This is a genomic window from Pigmentiphaga sp. NML080357, from assembly GCF_002188465.1.
Lineage (GTDB): Bacteria > Pseudomonadota > Gammaproteobacteria > Burkholderiales > Burkholderiaceae_B > Pigmentiphaga.
Genome location: NZ_NINW01000024.1, coordinates 201,100 through 217,299, shown reverse-complemented (window position 1 = coordinate 217,299; position 16,200 = coordinate 201,100). Strand labels below are relative to the sequence as shown.

The following is a 16,200-nucleotide window of genomic DNA, read 5'->3' as shown; positions in this document are numbered from 1 at the left end:
CGAGGGGGAGCGGCCAAAGGCCGCTAGGGGGTGGGCATCCTTGACTGACGCTCGTGCGTGAGCTTGCGTATCAGCGCCAGGATCACCAGCGCGAACAGCGTGCTCAGGATGGCGGTCATTTCTCTGCCCATGCCCGCCGCGATGCCGATGGCCGCCGTCAGCCAGATGCTCGCGGCGGTCGTGAGTCCATGGATTTCGCGATTGTTGTCTTTCAGGATGGCGCCCGCGCCGAGGAAACCTATGCCCGCGATCACGCCTTGCAGGACGCGGCTCATGTCGGCCACCTCCATGCCGGCCTGCAAGGGCACCAGCACGAACAAGGCCGCGCCCAGCGCCACCAGCATGTGCGTGCGCAAGCCCGCCGAGGTACCGCGGATCTCCCGCTCCAGCCCCAGCAATCCGCCCAGCACCATGGCAACCAGCAGGCGCACCAGCACCCGGGTGAATTCGCCTACGTCGGGGAGATCCGAGAATTCTCCCGAGGCCGCCGCCCATACCTGCGCCCACAATCCGCTTTCCATAGACTCGTCCCGGCATGTCCGCCAGGCGCCAGACTACGGCAGCGCGGCCGTGGGCGCCGTCACAAACATGGCACGGCGGTAACAAGGTATGAATCGCCGCCTGCGGCCCTAGACGACGGCGCGATGGCGCTCGATGCAGGTGCGCAGGATCTCGTCCGTGCTCCGCTCCCACCAGCGGTAGGAAAAAATCTCGACCTCGCTATACCCGGCGAACCCCTGGGCTTCGACCCAGCCGCGAACCTTGGATATCTCCATCACGCCGTCGCCCATCATGCCGCGGTCGTTCAACAGGTCGGTCGTGGGCGTGAGCCAATCGCACACGTGGAAAGCCAGCAGGCGGCGCTTTCCGGCTCGCTCGATCTGCGTCTGCAGCTTGGGATCCCACCAGACGTGGTAGAGATCCACTGCCACACCGAGATCGCCGCTGCCGGCCGGATCGAGCAAATCGCACACGTCCAGCGCCTGTTCCAGTGTGTTGATGCAGGCCCGGTCGGCGGCGTACATGGGATGCAGAGGCTCGATCGCGATCGGCATCTTCCGCTCGCGGCCGTATTCCAGCAATTGCGCGATGCCGTCCGTCACCTGCGCACGGGCCCGCCCGATGTCGCGATACTCGGCCTGGCCTTGCAATGCCCCCGGCAGCCCCCCCACCACCAGGACCAGGCAGGCGGCGTTCAGCTCGCACGCCTCGTCCACCGCGCGCCGGTTGTCGTCGCGGGCGCGCGCAAGGCCGGCATCGTCCGAGGCTGTGAACATGCCGCCGCGGCAATAGCCGGACAAGGCCAGGTCGTGGCTGCGCACGGCGCGCGACACTTCTTTCAGGCCGACGGCGGCAACCTGGTCGCGCCAGGGGGAAATGGCCCGCACGCCATGACGCGCGCAGGCATCGAGGATGTCGAGCAGCGGCACTTCCTTTCCATGCGCCTTGCGCACCGTGGCCGTGTTGATGGACATCCATTCATGGTCTTTGGAGAAGTCTCGCATGAGTGTGAATCCCTAGTCTTGCTCCAGGCCATGCAAGGCCAGCAGCGTCCGCATGCGGTGCACGGCGAGTTCGGGTTGTTCCAGCAAACCGGCCGCGTCGGCCAGCCGGAACAATTCGGCGAAGTGCTGCAGCGAACGAGCGCTCTGCTGCCCGCCCACCATCGCGAAGTGTTTCTGGTGGCCATTGAGCCAGGCCATGAACACCACCCCTGTCTTGTAGAACCGCGTGGGGGCGGCGAAGATGTGGCGCGAGAGCGGCACCGTGGGCTGGAGGATTTCGTTGAAGCGATCCAGGTCGCCGGCGGCCAGTTCGGCCAGCGCGGCGCTCGCGGCGGGAGCGATCGCATCAAAGATGCCCAGCAGCGCGTCGCTCTGCCGATGATTGGGCTGGTCTCCCTGGCCGTCGCCGGCGATTAGTTCGGCATAGTTGAAGTCGTCGCCCGTGTACATGCGCACGCCCGCGGGCAGGCGCCGGCGCATGGCGATTTCCTTGTCCTTGTCCAGCAGGGATATCTTGATGCCGTCGACCTTGCCGGGGTGCGCGGCGATCACGCCGAGCGCCGTCTCCATGGCCGCGTCCAGGTCCGCGCTGCCCCAATAGCCCGCGAGCGCCGGGTCGAACATGTCCCCCAGCCAGTGCAGGATGACGGGCTCCTTGGCCTGGCGCAGTATGCGGTCGTAGACCCGCTCGTAGTCCGCCGGGCCGCTTGCCACCCGCGCCAGCGCGCGGCTGGCCATCACGATCAGCCGGCCGCCCAGCCCTTCGATGGCCTCCATCTGCTCTTCATAGGCGCGGATCACGTCGTCGACGCCGCGGGCATCCTCGGGCGCCAGGTGGTCGGTGCCGCAGCCCGAGGCCACACGGGCGCCTGGCACGTCGCGCGCCGCGTCCAGCGACCGGCGGATCAGCTCGAGCGAGGTTGGCCAGTCCAGTCCCATGCCGCGCTGGGCCGTATCCATGGCCTCGGCCACGCCCAGCCCCAGCGCCCACAGGCGCTGGCGATAGGCGATGGTGGCGTCCCAGTCCACCGCGCATTGCAGCCATGGGTCGACCGCGGCCAGCGGATCGGCCACCACGTGCGCGGCCGAATAGGCGATGCGGTTGAACCGGACACCGGCCTTGGGCGGCTGGAACGCCGCCCGCTCGCGCAGCGCGTAGCGTTGCAGGCCTGCGGGCGAGGGCAAGGTTATGGACAGGCTCATCGCGCGGCCCCGATATCCAGCTTGGGCACGTCCACCCAGCGGCGTTCATTCCAGCTGCGCAACGCGGCCTCGACCAGCTGCACCCCCTTCGCACCTTCGGGCAACGTCCAGCGGTACGGCGCGTCCTCCACCACGTGGCGGATGAAATGCTCCCATTGCACCTTGAAGCCGTTGTCGTAGACCTGGGTGTCGGGCACCTCTTGCCATTGGTCGTAGAACGGCATGGTCTGCTTGACGTCGGGATTCCACACCGGCTTGGGCGTATTGACGCGCGATTGCGTACGGCAATCGGTCAGGCCGGCAACGGCGGAACCATGCGTGCCGTCCACATGGAAGGTGACGAGGTCGTCGCGGCGCACGCGCGTGACCCACGAGCTGTTGACCTGGGCCACGACGCCACCCTCCAGTTCGAAGGTGGCGTAGCACGCATCGTCGGCGGTGGCCTGGTAGGGCTTGCCGGCTTCGTCCCAGCGCGTGGGGATGTGCGTCTTGCCCAGGCAGGACACGGCCTGGACTTCGCCGAACAGGTTGTCCAGCACGTAGCGCCAGTGGCAGACCATGTCGAGGATGATGCCGCCGCCGTCCTCGGTGCGGTAGTTCCAGGAGGGGCGCTGGATGGGCTGCAGGTCGCCCTCGAACACCCAGTAGCCGAACTCGATGCGCACCGACAGGATCTTGCCGAAGAAGCCCGCCTTGTTGAGCATGTCCAGCTTGCGCAGGCCCGGCAGGAACAGTTTGTCCTGCACCGCGCCGTGCTTGAGGCCGGAGCCTTCGGCCAGCCGGCAGATCTCCACCGCCTCGTTCAGGTTGGTAGCGATGGGCTTTTCGCAATACACGTGCTTGCCGGCGCGTATGGCCTTGGCCAGCAGCGTGGGGCGCATCTGCGTCGTGCCGGCGTCGAAGAACACGGAATCGTCCGGATTGGCCAGGGCCTTGTCCAGGTCCGTGCCCCAGCGAGGGATGTCGTGGGCCTTGGCAAGCGCTTCGATTTTCTCCGCATTGCGGCCGATGAGGATGGGGTCTGGCATGACCTTGTCGCCGTTGGACAGGGTGACCCCGCCCTGCTTGCGAATGGCCACGATGGACCGGATCAGGTGCTGGTTCATGCCCATGCGGCCGGTCACGCCATGCATGATGAGGCCGAGTCGTTGTGTTGCCATGCTTTTGTCTCCGTGGATCAGCGGGGCGGGTTGCACTTAATTCACCATTTGGTGAATAGTGACGATGAAGCAATGGGATGTCAACGGTGGCTTGGCGGAATGGACGGCGGGGGAAACCCTAATGAGGTGGGTTCTCACAGGCGGACCGCGTGTCTGCGCCCATAAAAAAACCGCGCCGTGGCAACGGCGCGGTTTGCTTGGCGGAAGCCGAAAAGCTTAGAAGTCCATGCCGCCGGCGGCGGGAGCCGGAGCCTTTTCTTCCTTGGGCAGTTCGGCCACCGTGGCGTCGGTGGTCAGGATCAGGCCGGCGATGGATGCGGCGTTTTGCAGCGCCGTCCGCGTGACCTTGGTGGGATCGACGACGCCGATCTCGACCAGGTCGCCATAGTCGCCGGTCGCGGCGTTATAGCCGAAGTTGCCTTTGCCCTCGAGCACCTTGGACACCACCACCGAGGGCTCTTCGCCCGCATTGGCGACGATGGCGCGCAGGGGCGCTTCGAGCGCGCGCAGCACGATGCGGATGCCGGCGTCCTGGTCGCCGTTGGCGCCCTTGAGCTTCTCGACCGCGGCCCGGGCACGCAGCAGCGCGACGCCGCCCCCCGGCACGATGCCCTCTTCCACCGCGGCGCGGGTCGCGTGCAAGGCATCGTCGACGCGGTCCTTCTTCTCCTTCATCTCGACTTCGGTCGCCGCGCCCACCTTGATGACGGCCACGCCGCCGGCCAGCTTGGCCACCCGCTCCTGCAGCTTTTCACGGTCGTAGTCGCTGGTGGCCTGCTCGATCTGCTTCTGGATGGACTTGACGCGGGCGTCGATGCGCGATTGCTCGCCGGCGCCACCGATGATGATGGTGTTCTCTTTCTGCACCTCCACGCGCTTGGCGCTGCCGAGGTCTTCCAGCGTGGCCTTGTCGAGCTGCTTGCCGGTCTCTTCGGAGATGACCGTCGCGCCGGTCAGGATGGCGATGTCTTCCAGCATGGCCTTGCGGCGGTCGCCGAATCCCGGAGCCTTGACGGCCGCGACCTTGAGTACGCCGCGCATGGCGTTGACGACCAGCGTCGCCAGGGCCTCGCCGTCCACGTCCTCGGCAACGATGAGCAGGGGTTTGCCGGCCTTGGCGGTCGCCTCGAGCACGGGCAGGAGATCCCGGATGTTGGAAATCTTCTTGTCGTGCAGCAGGACCAGCGGATCGTCCAGGTAGGCGACCTGCTTTTCCGGATCGTTGATGAAGTACGGACTCAGGTAGCCGCGGTCGAACTGCATGCCCTCGACGATGTCCAGCTCGTTCTCCAGCGACTTGCCGTCCTCGACGGTGATGACGCCTTCCTTGCCGACCTTGTCCATCGCCTCGGCGATGATCTTGCCGACGGCCTCGTCGGCATTGGCCGAGAGCGCCGCGACCTGGGCCACTTCCTTGTTGGTGGAGATGGGCTTGGAGAGTTTGCGCAGTTCTTCGACGACCGTCGCCACCGCTTTGTCGATGCCGCGTTTGAGGTCCATCGGATTCATGCCGGAAGCCACGTACTTCATGCCCTCCTGCACGATGGCCTGCGCCAGGACGGTGGCGGTGGTGGTGCCGTCGCCCGCGACGTCGGCCGTCTTGGAGGCAACCTGCTTGACGATCTGCGCCCCCATGTTCTCGAACTTGTCCTTCAGCTCGATTTCCTTGGCCACCGAGACACCGTCCTTGGTGACTACCGGCGCGCCGAAGCTGCGTTCGAGCAGCACGTTGCGGCCCTTGGGTCCCAGCGTGACCTTGACCGCGTCGGCCAGCACGTTCACGCCCTGCACGATGCGCGCGCGGGCACTATCGTGGAATTTGACGTCTTTCGCACTCATGTCTTTCTCCTCGCAGTCGGATCGTCAGGCGGCTTTCTTGAGTTCGCCCCGGTTGTCCTCCAGGACACCGAGCACATCTTCTTCGCGCATGACGAGGAATTCCTCGCCATCGATCTTCACGGTCTGGCCGGCATACTTGCCGAACAGCACGTGGTCGCCGACCTTGAGCTGCAGCGGTCGCACGCTGCCGTCATCGAGCGTCCTGCCCGGCCCCGCCGCGACGACTTCCCCCTGCTCGGGCTTTTCCGCAGCCGTGTCCGGAATCACGATGCCCGAGGCCGTCTTGCGTTGTTGTTCGATCCGCTTGACGATAACCCGGTCGTGAAGGGGACGAATCTTCATGATCAATCTCCTAAGCGATTACAGATCACCAGAAAGGGATAACCGGCGCACTCGCGCAAGAGCGGAGCGCCAGGCAGCCTGCCGCTGCGGACCGAAAATATGAGCGCGCGCCAAGCCTTCAAGAGGCGCTTGGCCGCGTACTTGTATCAAAATGAAACATCAAAGAATGATGTGGTCCACCCGGCCGAGCCGATAGACGGCGCGGCCCCCGCGCCCGGTTTCCAGGGGATAGGGCACGACCGGGCACGGCAGCGCCCGGCCACCCCCGCTGTCGAGCGTGCTGTCTTCGTCGTCGACCTGCTGCCACAGCCCGCCCTTGCGGGGCCGGAACAACCAGCGCACGTAGCCCCTGTACGCCGCCATGCGCAGCAGTTCATCGCGGTCTGGCGCTTCCATCACCACGCCCGGCTCCGCGGCGTCCACGTCCGGATAATCGCCGAAGGCCCGATGGCCGGCCAGCGCTTCGCTGGCGGATGCGCCCAGCCGCCACCAGGGCCGGCGCACCAGGCGTTCGAGATCCCACGCGCCCAGTTGCCATGCCGCATCGAGCAGGGATTGCTCGATGGCCGCGATGCCCTCCCCCCGCGCCTCGATCTGCAGCGCCGACCCCGCAACGGCTCGCAGCGGCACGGGCACGCCCGCCAGCTTCAGCGGCGTTTCGCGCCTGAAGCCATGCCAGTGGATGATGAGGATGACGGGAATGTCGCGCCGCGGCACGGTGGTCGCGGTAATCGCGTAGATGGGCAGCTTCATTGCGGCAGCATGGGCCGAAATCGTTTCAAAGACGTTCATCGTGCCTCCGATTCGATTTACGCGCGGCCCCGGCTTGCATGCTGCATGCGAGATGCGAACATGCGGGGCCGCCGTGCTTCATGCGGAAAAATGTATCGCGGCGCCCGGGTCTCTTCAAGCGTCCCGGCCCTGGGGGCACGGCGGCCGGTAGGCAAAAAAAAGGCGGCTTGCCAGGCAAGCCGCCAACACAGGCAACAACACAACAGAAAAAATCAGCCGGCCTTCGGGGCTTCCTTGCCCTCGACCTGTACCCGGTAGCCGGAACGCACGTTGGGCCAGTAATCCCAGATCGCCTTGTGGTGCGTGCAGCGGTTGTCCCAGAACGCGATCGAATGCGGTTCCCACCGGAAGCGGCAGGTCCACTCCGGCTTGTTGCAATGATCGACCAGGAACTGCAGGACGCGCTCGCCTTCCAGCCTGGGCAGTTCGTTGATGTGCGAGGTGAAATCGGTATTGACGAAGATCAGTTTCTTGCCGCTCTCGGGGTGGCGCACGATCACCGGATGGGAAGAAATCGGCGTGCCGGGACCGAACACCCGCGTGCCGTCATGGGTGGCCGTCAGCCCTTCCAGATAGGTTTTCATGCGGGGCGACAAGGCGTCATAGGCGGCGTACATGCTGGCGAACATCGTGTCGCCGCCACCGTGCGGAGGCACCGTGTGGTTGTAGAGCATGCTGCCCAGGGGAGGAATCGGCGCGCAGGACTGGTCGCTGTGGAAGTTCTCGCCCGAGATCTGCTTGGACGTCTCGTCGTAGTGGAACTTGCGGACCAGCGGGTTCTCGGTGGTCTTGCTGATGGTATTGACGCCGACGTGCTTGCCCAGCGTGCCGAAATAACTGGCGGTGCGGATCTGGTCTTCGAAACTGATCTTCTGATTACGGAAGAAAATAACCTGGTATTCAATGAAAGCCGCATGCAGCTCCGCGACTTCCCTGTCGCTAAGCGGCCGGGTCAAATCGATGTTTCCGATTTCAGCTCCAATATGCGGAGATATCGGGGTAACGGTGATGCATTCGTATTTCATAAATAGTTTTCCTGATCCGCCAAAATAAAAACCGGAAAATGATTCGACGGCAACCGGTCTTGTCGCCAGTCCGGCATGGAAGCAATCATGCGCCCGCGGAGCCGATTCAGCTAGCCCTGGGGCCGACTACTAGTTATGCATTTTTCGCATCGCTCATGGGGCAGACTCGCTGCCAACCAGGGTCTCGGCGGCGGTCTGCCTGAGCAGGTCCACGGTTTTCGTCGTCAGCAGCGTCGGAGGGCGCCGGCTATGCGTCACCAGCGCGATGGCCCCGCCGATGACCGGCTCGACCAGGGGATGGATGCGCAGCTCGGTGCTCTGCATGCCGGCGCGCACCAGGTTGTACGGGACCACGGCCGCGCCGAACCCCTTGTCGACCAGCGCCACGATGGCCTCGACCCCGTCGATCTCGAAGGCGATGTCGAGCGTCAGCCCCTGGCGCGCCGCTTCGGCCTCGACCAGCATCCGCAGCGGATGCGGCTCCGACGGGAAGATCAGCCGGTGTTCGGCCAGGCGGGCAAAGGCCAGCGGCTTGCTTTCCCCGCCCTCCTCCGTCTTGCGCAGGATCAGGCACAAGGGCTCGCGCACGATGGGCTCGATTTCGGTCAGGGTGGAGACCGCCGGGTCGTACATCAAGGCGGCGTCCAGCTTGTCCGAGATCAGGCGCTCATAGAGCGCCATGCTCAGCGCCTCCACGATAGTGAGTTTGGCCAGCGGAAAGCGCTGGCTGAACGCACGCACCAGCGGCACGGTCAGAACGCGCCCGAGCGAAGGCGGCAGCCCGATCACCACCCGTCCCGTGATCTCGGTTTCCGACCGGGACAGGACCTGGGTCGCGGCATCGAACTGCTGCAGTACGCTGCGGGCGAACAGGGAAAACTGCTCGCCCGCATCGGTCAGCACGATGCCCCGGCCATGCCGGTGGAACAAGGTCTTGCGCAGCTCGACCTCGAGCTGGCGCACCTGCCGGCTCAGAAACGGCTGGCCCACGCCCAGGGCCGCGGCCGCGCGGCTGAAACTGCCGTGCTCGGCCACCCGCACGAAGTACTCCAATTGCTTGAAATCCATGGTTTTTTGATCTAACAGAAATGCAATATCTGCATAGCTTGTTGCTATATTCGTGCTTGAAGGCGACTTTGGCAAGCCGCGGGAAAATCTGCTTGACACCGCAAGACTCGACCTTATAGTGTGTCACCTATTAACCAATGGACCATACACGAAACACCGATATTCGGTTTTCAAGTCACATATTTATCGTTTGTTTTAGTAATCGGGCCATGGCTGCGCAAACCGAGGGTTTGCACGAATTATCAATGGAAGAGACACCCGGATATTCCGGCATACCCCCCGGCATTTTGGCCGGATAAATGATTTCTTCCTTTTCTTCGTCGAGAGAGCATTACCATGGCATTGAAAAAAACCATGCTGCGCACCTGTGTGGCCGCAGCCATCGCATCCCTGGGCCTGGCCGGCGCCGCGCAAGCCCAGGGCTATCCCGCCCGCCCGGTCACGCTGGTGGTCCCCTTCGCCGCCGGCGGCTCTTCCGACATCCTGGCCCGCGCCTTCGGCGCCTCGCTCGCCGCTCGCCTGGGGCAACCCGTGGTCGTCGAGAACAAGCCGGGTGCCGCCGGCATCATCGCCTCGGATTATGTGGCGCGCGCCCAGCCCGACGGCTACACCCTGTTGTTCGGCACCATCGGCACCCACGCCATCAACCCCGTCCTGAAAAAGACCCTGCCCTTTGACGTCGCCAAGAGCTTCACGGCCATAGGCCGGCTGCAGGACGGTCCGCTGGTGCTGGTGGTCAACCCGGGATTGCAGGTCAAGAACCTGCAAGGGCTGATCGACTACGCGCGCGCCAACCCCGACAAGCTGTCGTATGCCTCGGCCGGCATCGGCGCCATTTCCCATCTAGCGGGCGAGTTGTTCAAGTCCGAGGCCAAGGTCGAAATCACCCACGTGCCCTACAAGGGCGGCGGCGCGGCCATGCCTGACCTGCTGGGCGGCCAGGTGCAACTGATGCTGGAAACAATCCCCAACACGCTGTCTTCGGTGCGTGCGGGCAAGCTGCGCGCGCTGGCCATCAGCAGCGATGCGCGCTCGGCCTCCCTCCCCGACGTTCCCACCTTCAAGGAGGCCGGGCTCAACAAGCTGAATGTCACCACCTGGACCGGCCTGTTCGGACCGGCCGGCATGCCGGCCGACGTGGCGGCGCGGCTGAATGCCGAGATCGCGAAAATCGCGACCGACCGCGACTACATCACGCGCATCGAGCAGACCGGCAGCGAGGTGGCCAAGCCCATGACGGGCGAGCAGTTTGCCTCCTTCGTCAGCAGCGAGGTCTCGCGCTGGCGCACGGTGGCCCAGGCGGCCGGCGTCCAGCCCGAATAAGTCGTCGGCACCGCTCCCGCGAGCAGGCTCCCGCGCCTGCCGCCATGCGGCAGCGCGGTCCGGCGGCAAGCGGGCAAACGGCCCCGGGATGCGCTGGGCCCCGCCTATCCCGGAGGGCGGCCACGCACCTCGGCCCGCGACGAAGCGGACAGCACCGGCGCCACATTGGCCGGCAGCGATTTCATGCACGCGGCATAGTCGGCATCGACCTGGGCCAGCGTGGTCCGGTTGCCGTAGATATCGGTCACCAGGCCGACGAACCAATTCTTCGTTTCGACATCGTCGATCTGCGACGTGGCCAGCACTTCGTCTATCGTGCGCTGGGCGGTCCACCCCATGTCGCGCAGCCTGACGACGACTTCCCGCACGTCGCGGTTGGTAACGCACTCGTCTTGACGAGCGGCCGCGCCGGCCTGGTCCGGGCCGTGCATGGCGCATCCCATCGTCACAGCAGTCGCGAGCCCCGCGAGCACTGTTCTCATGAATTTCCCGATCCCCGAGGATGTTTGTTGCTTCTCTGCGCGCAAGCATATCGAAGCGCGATGAGGAATTCCACACGTGTGCAGAAGACGCCGGGATTCCGCGACGCCGGCGGGGCTCGCCCGGCCGGGTCGATCGTCCCGGGGGGCAAAAAGTGCTCCCTTGCCGGGGCGCGCAGCAGCGTGCCGGCATTTTCTACACCGAGCGCATGCCGGCTCGGATAGCCTGTTAAACCCGGAAATGACCGCAACGGCGCTGTAACCCCTGGGGAAAAAGCGTGCCGCTAAGCTGGACTCGTAAACGAACAGGATGCCTGCCATGCGCATTCCTCCCACGACGCGCGAGACACGCTACACCGCGGAAGCCTATCTGCGGACGGTGGTGCTGCCGCTACGCCCGGACATTCCCTCGCACGCCGTCACTATCGAAACCGACGAGCGGGGGCTCTGGAGCGCGCAGATTTTCGGAGTCGAGCAATCCTTGCAGAGTCCCGGCGAGCCGCTGTACCGCGAGGTCCTGGACCGGCTGTCGCACTGGCACCCCATCTACGACCGCGAAGAGATCACGGCACTGCTGACCACGCTCAAGATCATCGCCCCCAAAGCCGGCGTCGCCATCCCGCCCGGCTCGTTGAAGCTGCTGGAACTGCCCGCGGGCGTCCTGGTGCTCACGCTGAACGACACTGCCGTGGTGGCCTCCGAAGACCCCCTGCACTTGCTCTCCCAGGCCGTGGTGAGGCTGCGCGCCGCCCAGGACGCCGCCCGTTGACGCGGGTGACCCCGGAGGCCGGGAACCGTTGCGACTGGTATCATGCATACTTCCCGCCTCGCGGCGGGCAAGCAATAGGTGAAGCATGTTCCCGACACGACTCACAGACGGCTATCGTTCCTTTCTCGACGGCCGCTTCAACGACGAGCGCGCCCGCTACAAGACGCTCGCCGAAAAGGGCCAGAAGCCCGAAATCATGGTCATAGGCTGTTGCGATTCCCGCGTCGCCCCGGAAGTCATCTTCGACGCCGGCCCAGGCGAAATCTTCGTCGTTCGCAACGTCGCCAACCTCGTCCCTCCCTATGAAGGCGGCACGCCCAACTACCACGGCACCAGCGCCGCGCTGGAGTTCGCGGTGCAGTCCCTGCGGGTCAAGCACATCGTGGTGCTGGGCCACGCGCTGTGCGGCGGCATTTCGGCCATCGCCAACAGCGCCGAGCCGCTCTCCCCGGGCGACTTCATCGGCAAGTGGATGCAGCAGATCGCCCCTGTCGTCGATCGCATCGTTCCGCCCGGGGAAAACCCCGGCATGTACATCAGGCAACTCGAACTCGCGACCGTCGAACACAGCCTGGCCAACCTGATGAGCTTCCCGTGGGTGCGCTCGCAGGTCGAGCAGGGCCGATTGCAGCTGCATGGAGCCTATTTCGGCGTGGCGACCGGCGTATTGATGGTGCGCGACCCGTCCACGGGCGAATTCCACGCCGTGACCGACAGCCCTCCCCTGGGCAACTGATCCTCGGCGCAACAACTTTTACGCAACGTCATCCGGCCCCGGCGGTCGAAACGCTTTGAGCACCGCCGACGCGCATGGAGCCACGCATCATGATGTTACGTATCGCCGCCGCGGCACTGTTCTGCCTGCCCCTCGTCGCCCATGCGGCCGGCACCGCCAAGCTGGCGGGCCTGGACGACCGGGGCCGGCCCTTCTCGGCTTCGGTGGAATACGCCGGCGACAACCTTCGTGCCGCATCGCCCCAGAGCCCCAACGGCTACCTGCTAGCCCGCGGGGAAAAAATCTATGCGGTGACCCGGGTCAATGGGCAGCAGGTCGTCATGGAAGCCGCCGACCTGATGCGCATGGCGGGCAGCCTGATGCCCAGCCCCACCGCCGCGCTGGAACAAGTCAGCGCCATCGTTTCGCTGCAACCGACGAGCCGGCGCGAAACCGTCGCCGGACTCGGCGGGACAGTGTACGTCCTGACCTATGAAGACGGCCAGCGACGCCGGCGCACGGAAGAGCTGGTCCTGACCTCCGAACCCGCCGCGAGCGAACTCACGGCCGCCGCCCTCAAGCTGGGGAGGAGCCTGGCGGCGCTGGCCGGAACGCTGCTGCCCGCCGGCGCGGACGACCTGGCGCGGCGGCTGCAGAACGATCGGCTCGGCCTGCTGCGCTTCGGCGACCGCTTCCGGGTTGAAGCCCTGGACGACCGCGCCCCCCAGGCTTCGCGTTTCGAGCTTCCCGGAGGGTCTTTCCAGATTCCCGATCTGCGCGGCCTCGTGCCGGGCCTCGGGGGGCGTTGAGCCACCGGACATCGGGCATGCAATCGGGGCGGACAGGGCCTAGAATGCCGGAATCCGCCCACCCGCCTCCGATTCCATGCTCCATCCCGCCGCTCCCCACGGGGAGAAGACGTTCCCATGACCCGCGCCACGCAGTTCAGCCTGGTGACGATCGCCGTCGGCATCGTCGTCCTCGGCATGAAATACGTGGGCTATCTGCTCACCGGCAGTATCGCGCTCTATTCGGATGCCCTCGAAAGCATCGTCAACGTCGCCACCGCCGTCATCACGCTGATCGCCGTTTCGGTCAGCGCCATCCCGGCCGACACCAACCATCCGTACGGCCACAACAAGGCCGAGTACCTGTCCGCCGTGCTGGAAAGCACGCTGATCCTGGTTGCCGCTTTCACCATCCTGCGCGAAGCCTACGAGGGCTTCATGCATCCACGCCCCTTGGAAACGCCGCTGCTGGGCACGGCCGTCAACCTGGCCGCCACGCTCATCAATGGGCTGTGGGGAGCCATGCTGATACGCCATGGGCGCCGGTGGCATTCGCCCGCGCTGGTGGCCGACGGCCGCCATCTCTGGACCGACGTCGTGTCCTCGATCGGCGTGGCGATAGGCGTCGCGCTGGTCGCCCTGACGGGATGGCAGCGCCTGGACGCCATCATCGCCGGGCTGGTGGCGCTGCACATCCTCTGGTCGGGATGGCGGCTGATGCGCGATTCCGTGGGCGGCCTCATGGACGAGGCGCTGCCGGTAGAAATCGTCGACGGCATACGGCAGGTCATCCGCAACGCGGGCGGGGGCGCGTTGCAGGCCAACACGCTGCGCTCGCGGCGTTCCGGCGCGCGGGTGTTCATCGAATTCAATCTCGTCGTGCCCGGCGACATGCCGGTGGCCGCCGCGCATGCCATCTGCGACCGGCTGGAAGCCGCCATCCAGGACTACGTGGAAGGCAGCGCCATCGTTATCCACCTTGAACCCGAACAGCAGGCCGTGGCTACGCCCGACGTCCGCATAGGCTGACTCTCATCATGTTCGTATCCCCGCCCGACTCCCTCCCGCCCCAGGCCGCCATCGACGCCACGCGCGCCTGGCTGGAAAAGGCCGTCATCGGCCTGAACCTGTGCCCTTTTGCCAAGGCCGTCCACGTCAAGGGCCAGATCCGCTACGTGGTCAGCCAGGCCCACGATCCTGACGCCCTGCTCGAGGACCTGGCCGAAGCCTTGCGCAGTCTCGCGCAGAGCGATCCCGAGCAGGTGGACACGCTGCTGCTGATCCACCCTTGGACGCTGGCCGATTTCCATGCCTACAACGATTTCCTCGACGAGGCCGACGCCGCGGTGGAAGCGCTGGGCCTGGCGGGCGAAATCCAGGTGGCCAGTTTTCATCCCGACTACCAGTTCGCCGATACCGAGCCGGACGACATCGAGAACTACAGCAACCGTTCCCCCTATCCCACGCTGCACCTGTTGCGCGAGGCGAGCGTGGACCGCGCGGTCGAGGCATTCCCCGAAGCCGAGCGCATCTACGAGCAGAACATCGAAACGCTGCGCGCCCTGGGCCATGAAGGCTGGAAGAAACTCGGCCTCTAGGGCCGGTTCGCCTATTCGTCGTCCACGCGGACGCGCAGCCGCTTGACCTGCCCATGCCGGACCTTGCGCTGCAGGCGGCGCTGCTGCGACCCTATCGTCGGCTTGGTAGGCTTGCGCGGCTTGGGCGGCTCGGCTACCGAAGCCAGCAGCGCCCGCAAGCGCTCCAGCGCATCCGCGCGGTTCTTTTCCTGGCTGCGATAGGCCTGCGCCTTGATGACCACCACACCCGCGCTCGAAATGCGCCGGTCGTGCTTCTGCATCAAGGCCTGCTTCCATGCCTCGGGCAACGAGGACGCGCCGATGTCGAACCGCAGGTGGACGGCGCTCGACACCTTGTTCACGTTCTGCCCGCCCGCGCCCTGGGCGCGTATCATCGTGAGCGCGATCTCGTCCTCGTCGATCGCGACGCCCGGGGCCAGGTGCAGGAGCGGCATGAGGCTTCCTAGTGCGTGCCGGCGTCCACCCGCATGCCCAGGCGCCGCAGGAGGCTGCGGTCGGCCTCGGCCTGGGGATTGTCAGTGATCAACAGGCGGTCGCCGTAGAACATGGAATTGGCGCCCGCCAGGAAACACAGCGCTTGCAAGGCGTCGTTCATTTGCTCGCGCCCCGCCGACAACCTGACCATGGCCTCCGGCATGGTGATGCGCGCCACCGCGATGGTGCGCACGAACTCGAACGGATCCACGGCAGCGTTGTCCGCCAGCGGCGTGCCTTCCACGCGCACCAGGTTGTTGATCGGTACCGACTCGGGATACGGATCCATGTTGGCCAGCTGCACGATGAGCCCCGCCCGCTCGCGGCGCGACTCGCCCAGGCCGACGATGCCGCCGCAGCAGACCTTGATGCCGGCGTCGCGCACCCGGCCCAGGGTGTCCAGGCGATCCTGGTAGGTGCGCGTGGTGATGATCTGGCCGTAGAACTCCGGTGCGGTGTCCAGATTGTGGTTGTAATAGTCGAGCCCGGCCTCGCGCAATTGCTCGGCCTGCCCGTCGCGCAGCATGCCGAGCGTCACGCAGGTCTCCAGCCCCAGGCCCTTGACCGCCTTGACCATCTCGGCCACGGCTTCGACCTGGTGCGGCTTGGGGCTGCGCCAGGCGGCGCCCATGCAGAAGCGCGTCGCGCCATTGTCCTTGGCCGTCTGCGCCGCGGCGAGCACGTCGTCCAGCGGCAGCAGCTTTTCCGCCTCCACGCCGGTGTCGTAGCGCGCCGACTGCGGGCAATATGCGCAATCCTCGGGACAGCCGCCCGTCTTGATCGACAGGAGCGTCGACAACTGGATGGCGTTGGCGTCGAAGAACCGCCGATGCGTCTCTTGCGCGCGGTAAAGCAGATCGGCGAACGGCAGTTCGAACAACGCCAGCACCTCGTCCACGTTCCAGGATGCGCAATTGCGGCGAGATGTAACGGCGGGTGCCGCGTTCGCAACGGCGGGATCTGCTTGCATGGAGAACTCCTTCACGATGGATCGAGAGGCCGGCGAGCGGCGTCAATCGCACATGGTAAGCAAGCGGCGCGGCATCATCAAATATTCAAAATCCGCTTTTTGCCGGAAAAATCGGCGAATTTGCTGCCTACGTCGAGATCTTGAATCAAG

General features: G+C 65.5%; 18 protein-coding genes. 6 read left to right on the top strand and 12 right to left on the bottom strand.

Going from position 1 to position 16,200, the window contains the following annotated elements; genetic code table 11:
* Positions 1–23: 23 nt before the first annotated feature.
* From CDO44_RS08305 to CDO44_RS08265, 9 genes are all read right to left on the bottom strand, one after another.
* Positions 24–521, bottom strand: coding sequence for an MgtC/SapB family protein (locus CDO44_RS08305; RefSeq protein WP_087779758.1), 498 nt, complete (start codon positions 519–521; stop codon positions 24–26).
* A gap of 108 nt (positions 522–629) precedes the next feature.
* Positions 630–1,505 (bottom strand): sugar phosphate isomerase/epimerase, encoded by an 876-nt coding sequence (locus tag CDO44_RS08300; RefSeq protein ID WP_087779757.1) that lies wholly within the window; start codon positions 1,503–1,505, stop codon positions 630–632.
* A gap of 12 nt (positions 1,506–1,517) precedes the next feature.
* A complete protein-coding gene (locus tag CDO44_RS08295) occupies positions 1,518–2,708 on the bottom strand; it encodes a dihydrodipicolinate synthase family protein (RefSeq protein ID WP_087779756.1) in 1,191 nt (396 codons plus the stop codon).
* On the bottom strand, positions 2,705–3,868 hold the full coding sequence (locus CDO44_RS08290) for a Gfo/Idh/MocA family protein (RefSeq protein ID WP_087779755.1): 1,164 nt from the start codon (positions 3,866–3,868) through the stop codon (positions 2,705–2,707). Before CDO44_RS08290 ends, CDO44_RS08295 begins: the two co-directional genes overlap by 4 nt.
* 216 nt (positions 3,869–4,084) lie before the next feature.
* Positions 4,085–5,707 (bottom strand): chaperonin GroEL, encoded by a 1,623-nt coding sequence (gene groL / locus CDO44_RS08285; protein WP_087779754.1) that lies wholly within the window; start codon positions 5,705–5,707, stop codon positions 4,085–4,087.
* Between the two features lie 24 nt (positions 5,708–5,731).
* Entirely contained in the window at positions 5,732–6,049 is a 318-nt protein-coding gene (gene groES / locus CDO44_RS08280; protein ID WP_087779753.1) for a co-chaperone GroES, read from the bottom strand.
* 159 nt (positions 6,050–6,208) lie between these two features.
* Positions 6,209–6,841, bottom strand: coding sequence for a diguanylate cyclase (locus CDO44_RS08275; protein WP_087779752.1), 633 nt, complete (start codon positions 6,839–6,841; stop codon positions 6,209–6,211).
* 212 nt (positions 6,842–7,053) lie between these two features.
* A complete protein-coding gene (locus CDO44_RS08270) occupies positions 7,054–7,866 on the bottom strand; it encodes a TauD/TfdA family dioxygenase (protein ID WP_087779751.1) in 813 nt (270 codons plus the stop codon).
* Between the two features lie 153 nt (positions 7,867–8,019).
* Complete coding sequence (locus CDO44_RS08265) at positions 8,020–8,934, bottom strand: LysR family transcriptional regulator (RefSeq protein ID WP_087779750.1); 915 nt, start codon at positions 8,932–8,934, stop codon at positions 8,020–8,022.
* Positions 8,935–9,270: 336 nt separating this feature from the next.
* Between CDO44_RS08265 and CDO44_RS08260 the strand changes: the two genes are divergently transcribed.
* On the top strand, positions 9,271–10,257 hold the full coding sequence (locus tag CDO44_RS08260; protein WP_087779749.1) for a tripartite tricarboxylate transporter substrate binding protein: 987 nt from the start codon (positions 9,271–9,273) through the stop codon (positions 10,255–10,257).
* Between the two features lie 104 nt (positions 10,258–10,361).
* Here CDO44_RS08260 and CDO44_RS08255 read toward each other — a convergent pair whose 3' ends face one another.
* Entirely contained in the window at positions 10,362–10,739 is a 378-nt protein-coding gene (locus CDO44_RS08255; RefSeq protein ID WP_144389490.1) for a hypothetical protein, read from the bottom strand.
* A gap of 316 nt (positions 10,740–11,055) precedes the next feature.
* Here CDO44_RS08255 and CDO44_RS08250 point away from each other — a divergent pair, with 316 nt between their 5' ends.
* From CDO44_RS08250 to CDO44_RS08230, 5 genes are all read left to right on the top strand, one after another.
* A complete protein-coding gene (locus CDO44_RS08250; protein ID WP_087779747.1) occupies positions 11,056–11,505 on the top strand; it encodes a hypothetical protein in 450 nt (149 codons plus the stop codon).
* Between the two features lie 85 nt (positions 11,506–11,590).
* Positions 11,591–12,241, top strand: a complete 651-nt coding sequence (locus CDO44_RS08245) for a carbonic anhydrase (RefSeq protein ID WP_087779746.1) — start codon at positions 11,591–11,593, stop codon at positions 12,239–12,241.
* An 89-nt stretch (positions 12,242–12,330) separates the two neighbouring features.
* On the top strand, positions 12,331–13,029 hold the full coding sequence (locus CDO44_RS08240; protein ID WP_144389489.1) for a hypothetical protein: 699 nt from the start codon (positions 12,331–12,333) through the stop codon (positions 13,027–13,029).
* Positions 13,030–13,146: 117 nt separating this feature from the next.
* Positions 13,147–14,037 (top strand): cation diffusion facilitator family transporter, encoded by an 891-nt coding sequence (locus tag CDO44_RS08235; protein WP_087779744.1) that lies wholly within the window; start codon positions 13,147–13,149, stop codon positions 14,035–14,037.
* Between the two features lie 8 nt (positions 14,038–14,045).
* Positions 14,046–14,606 (top strand): DUF1415 domain-containing protein, encoded by a 561-nt coding sequence (locus CDO44_RS08230; RefSeq protein WP_087779743.1) that lies wholly within the window; start codon positions 14,046–14,048, stop codon positions 14,604–14,606.
* An 11-nt stretch (positions 14,607–14,617) separates the two neighbouring features.
* On the opposite strand, the gene arfB is transcribed toward CDO44_RS08230, so the two are convergent.
* Both arfB and bioB read right to left on the bottom strand, forming a co-directional pair.
* Positions 14,618–15,040 carry an alternative ribosome rescue aminoacyl-tRNA hydrolase ArfB gene (arfB, locus tag CDO44_RS08225; RefSeq protein WP_087779742.1) on the bottom strand — a complete coding sequence of 141 codons (423 nt, stop codon included), beginning with the start codon at positions 15,038–15,040 and terminating at the stop codon, positions 14,618–14,620.
* An 8-nt stretch (positions 15,041–15,048) separates the two neighbouring features.
* On the bottom strand, positions 15,049–16,050 hold the full coding sequence (gene bioB / locus CDO44_RS08220) for a biotin synthase BioB (protein ID WP_087779741.1): 1,002 nt from the start codon (positions 16,048–16,050) through the stop codon (positions 15,049–15,051).
* Positions 16,051–16,200: the final 150 nt, after the last annotated feature.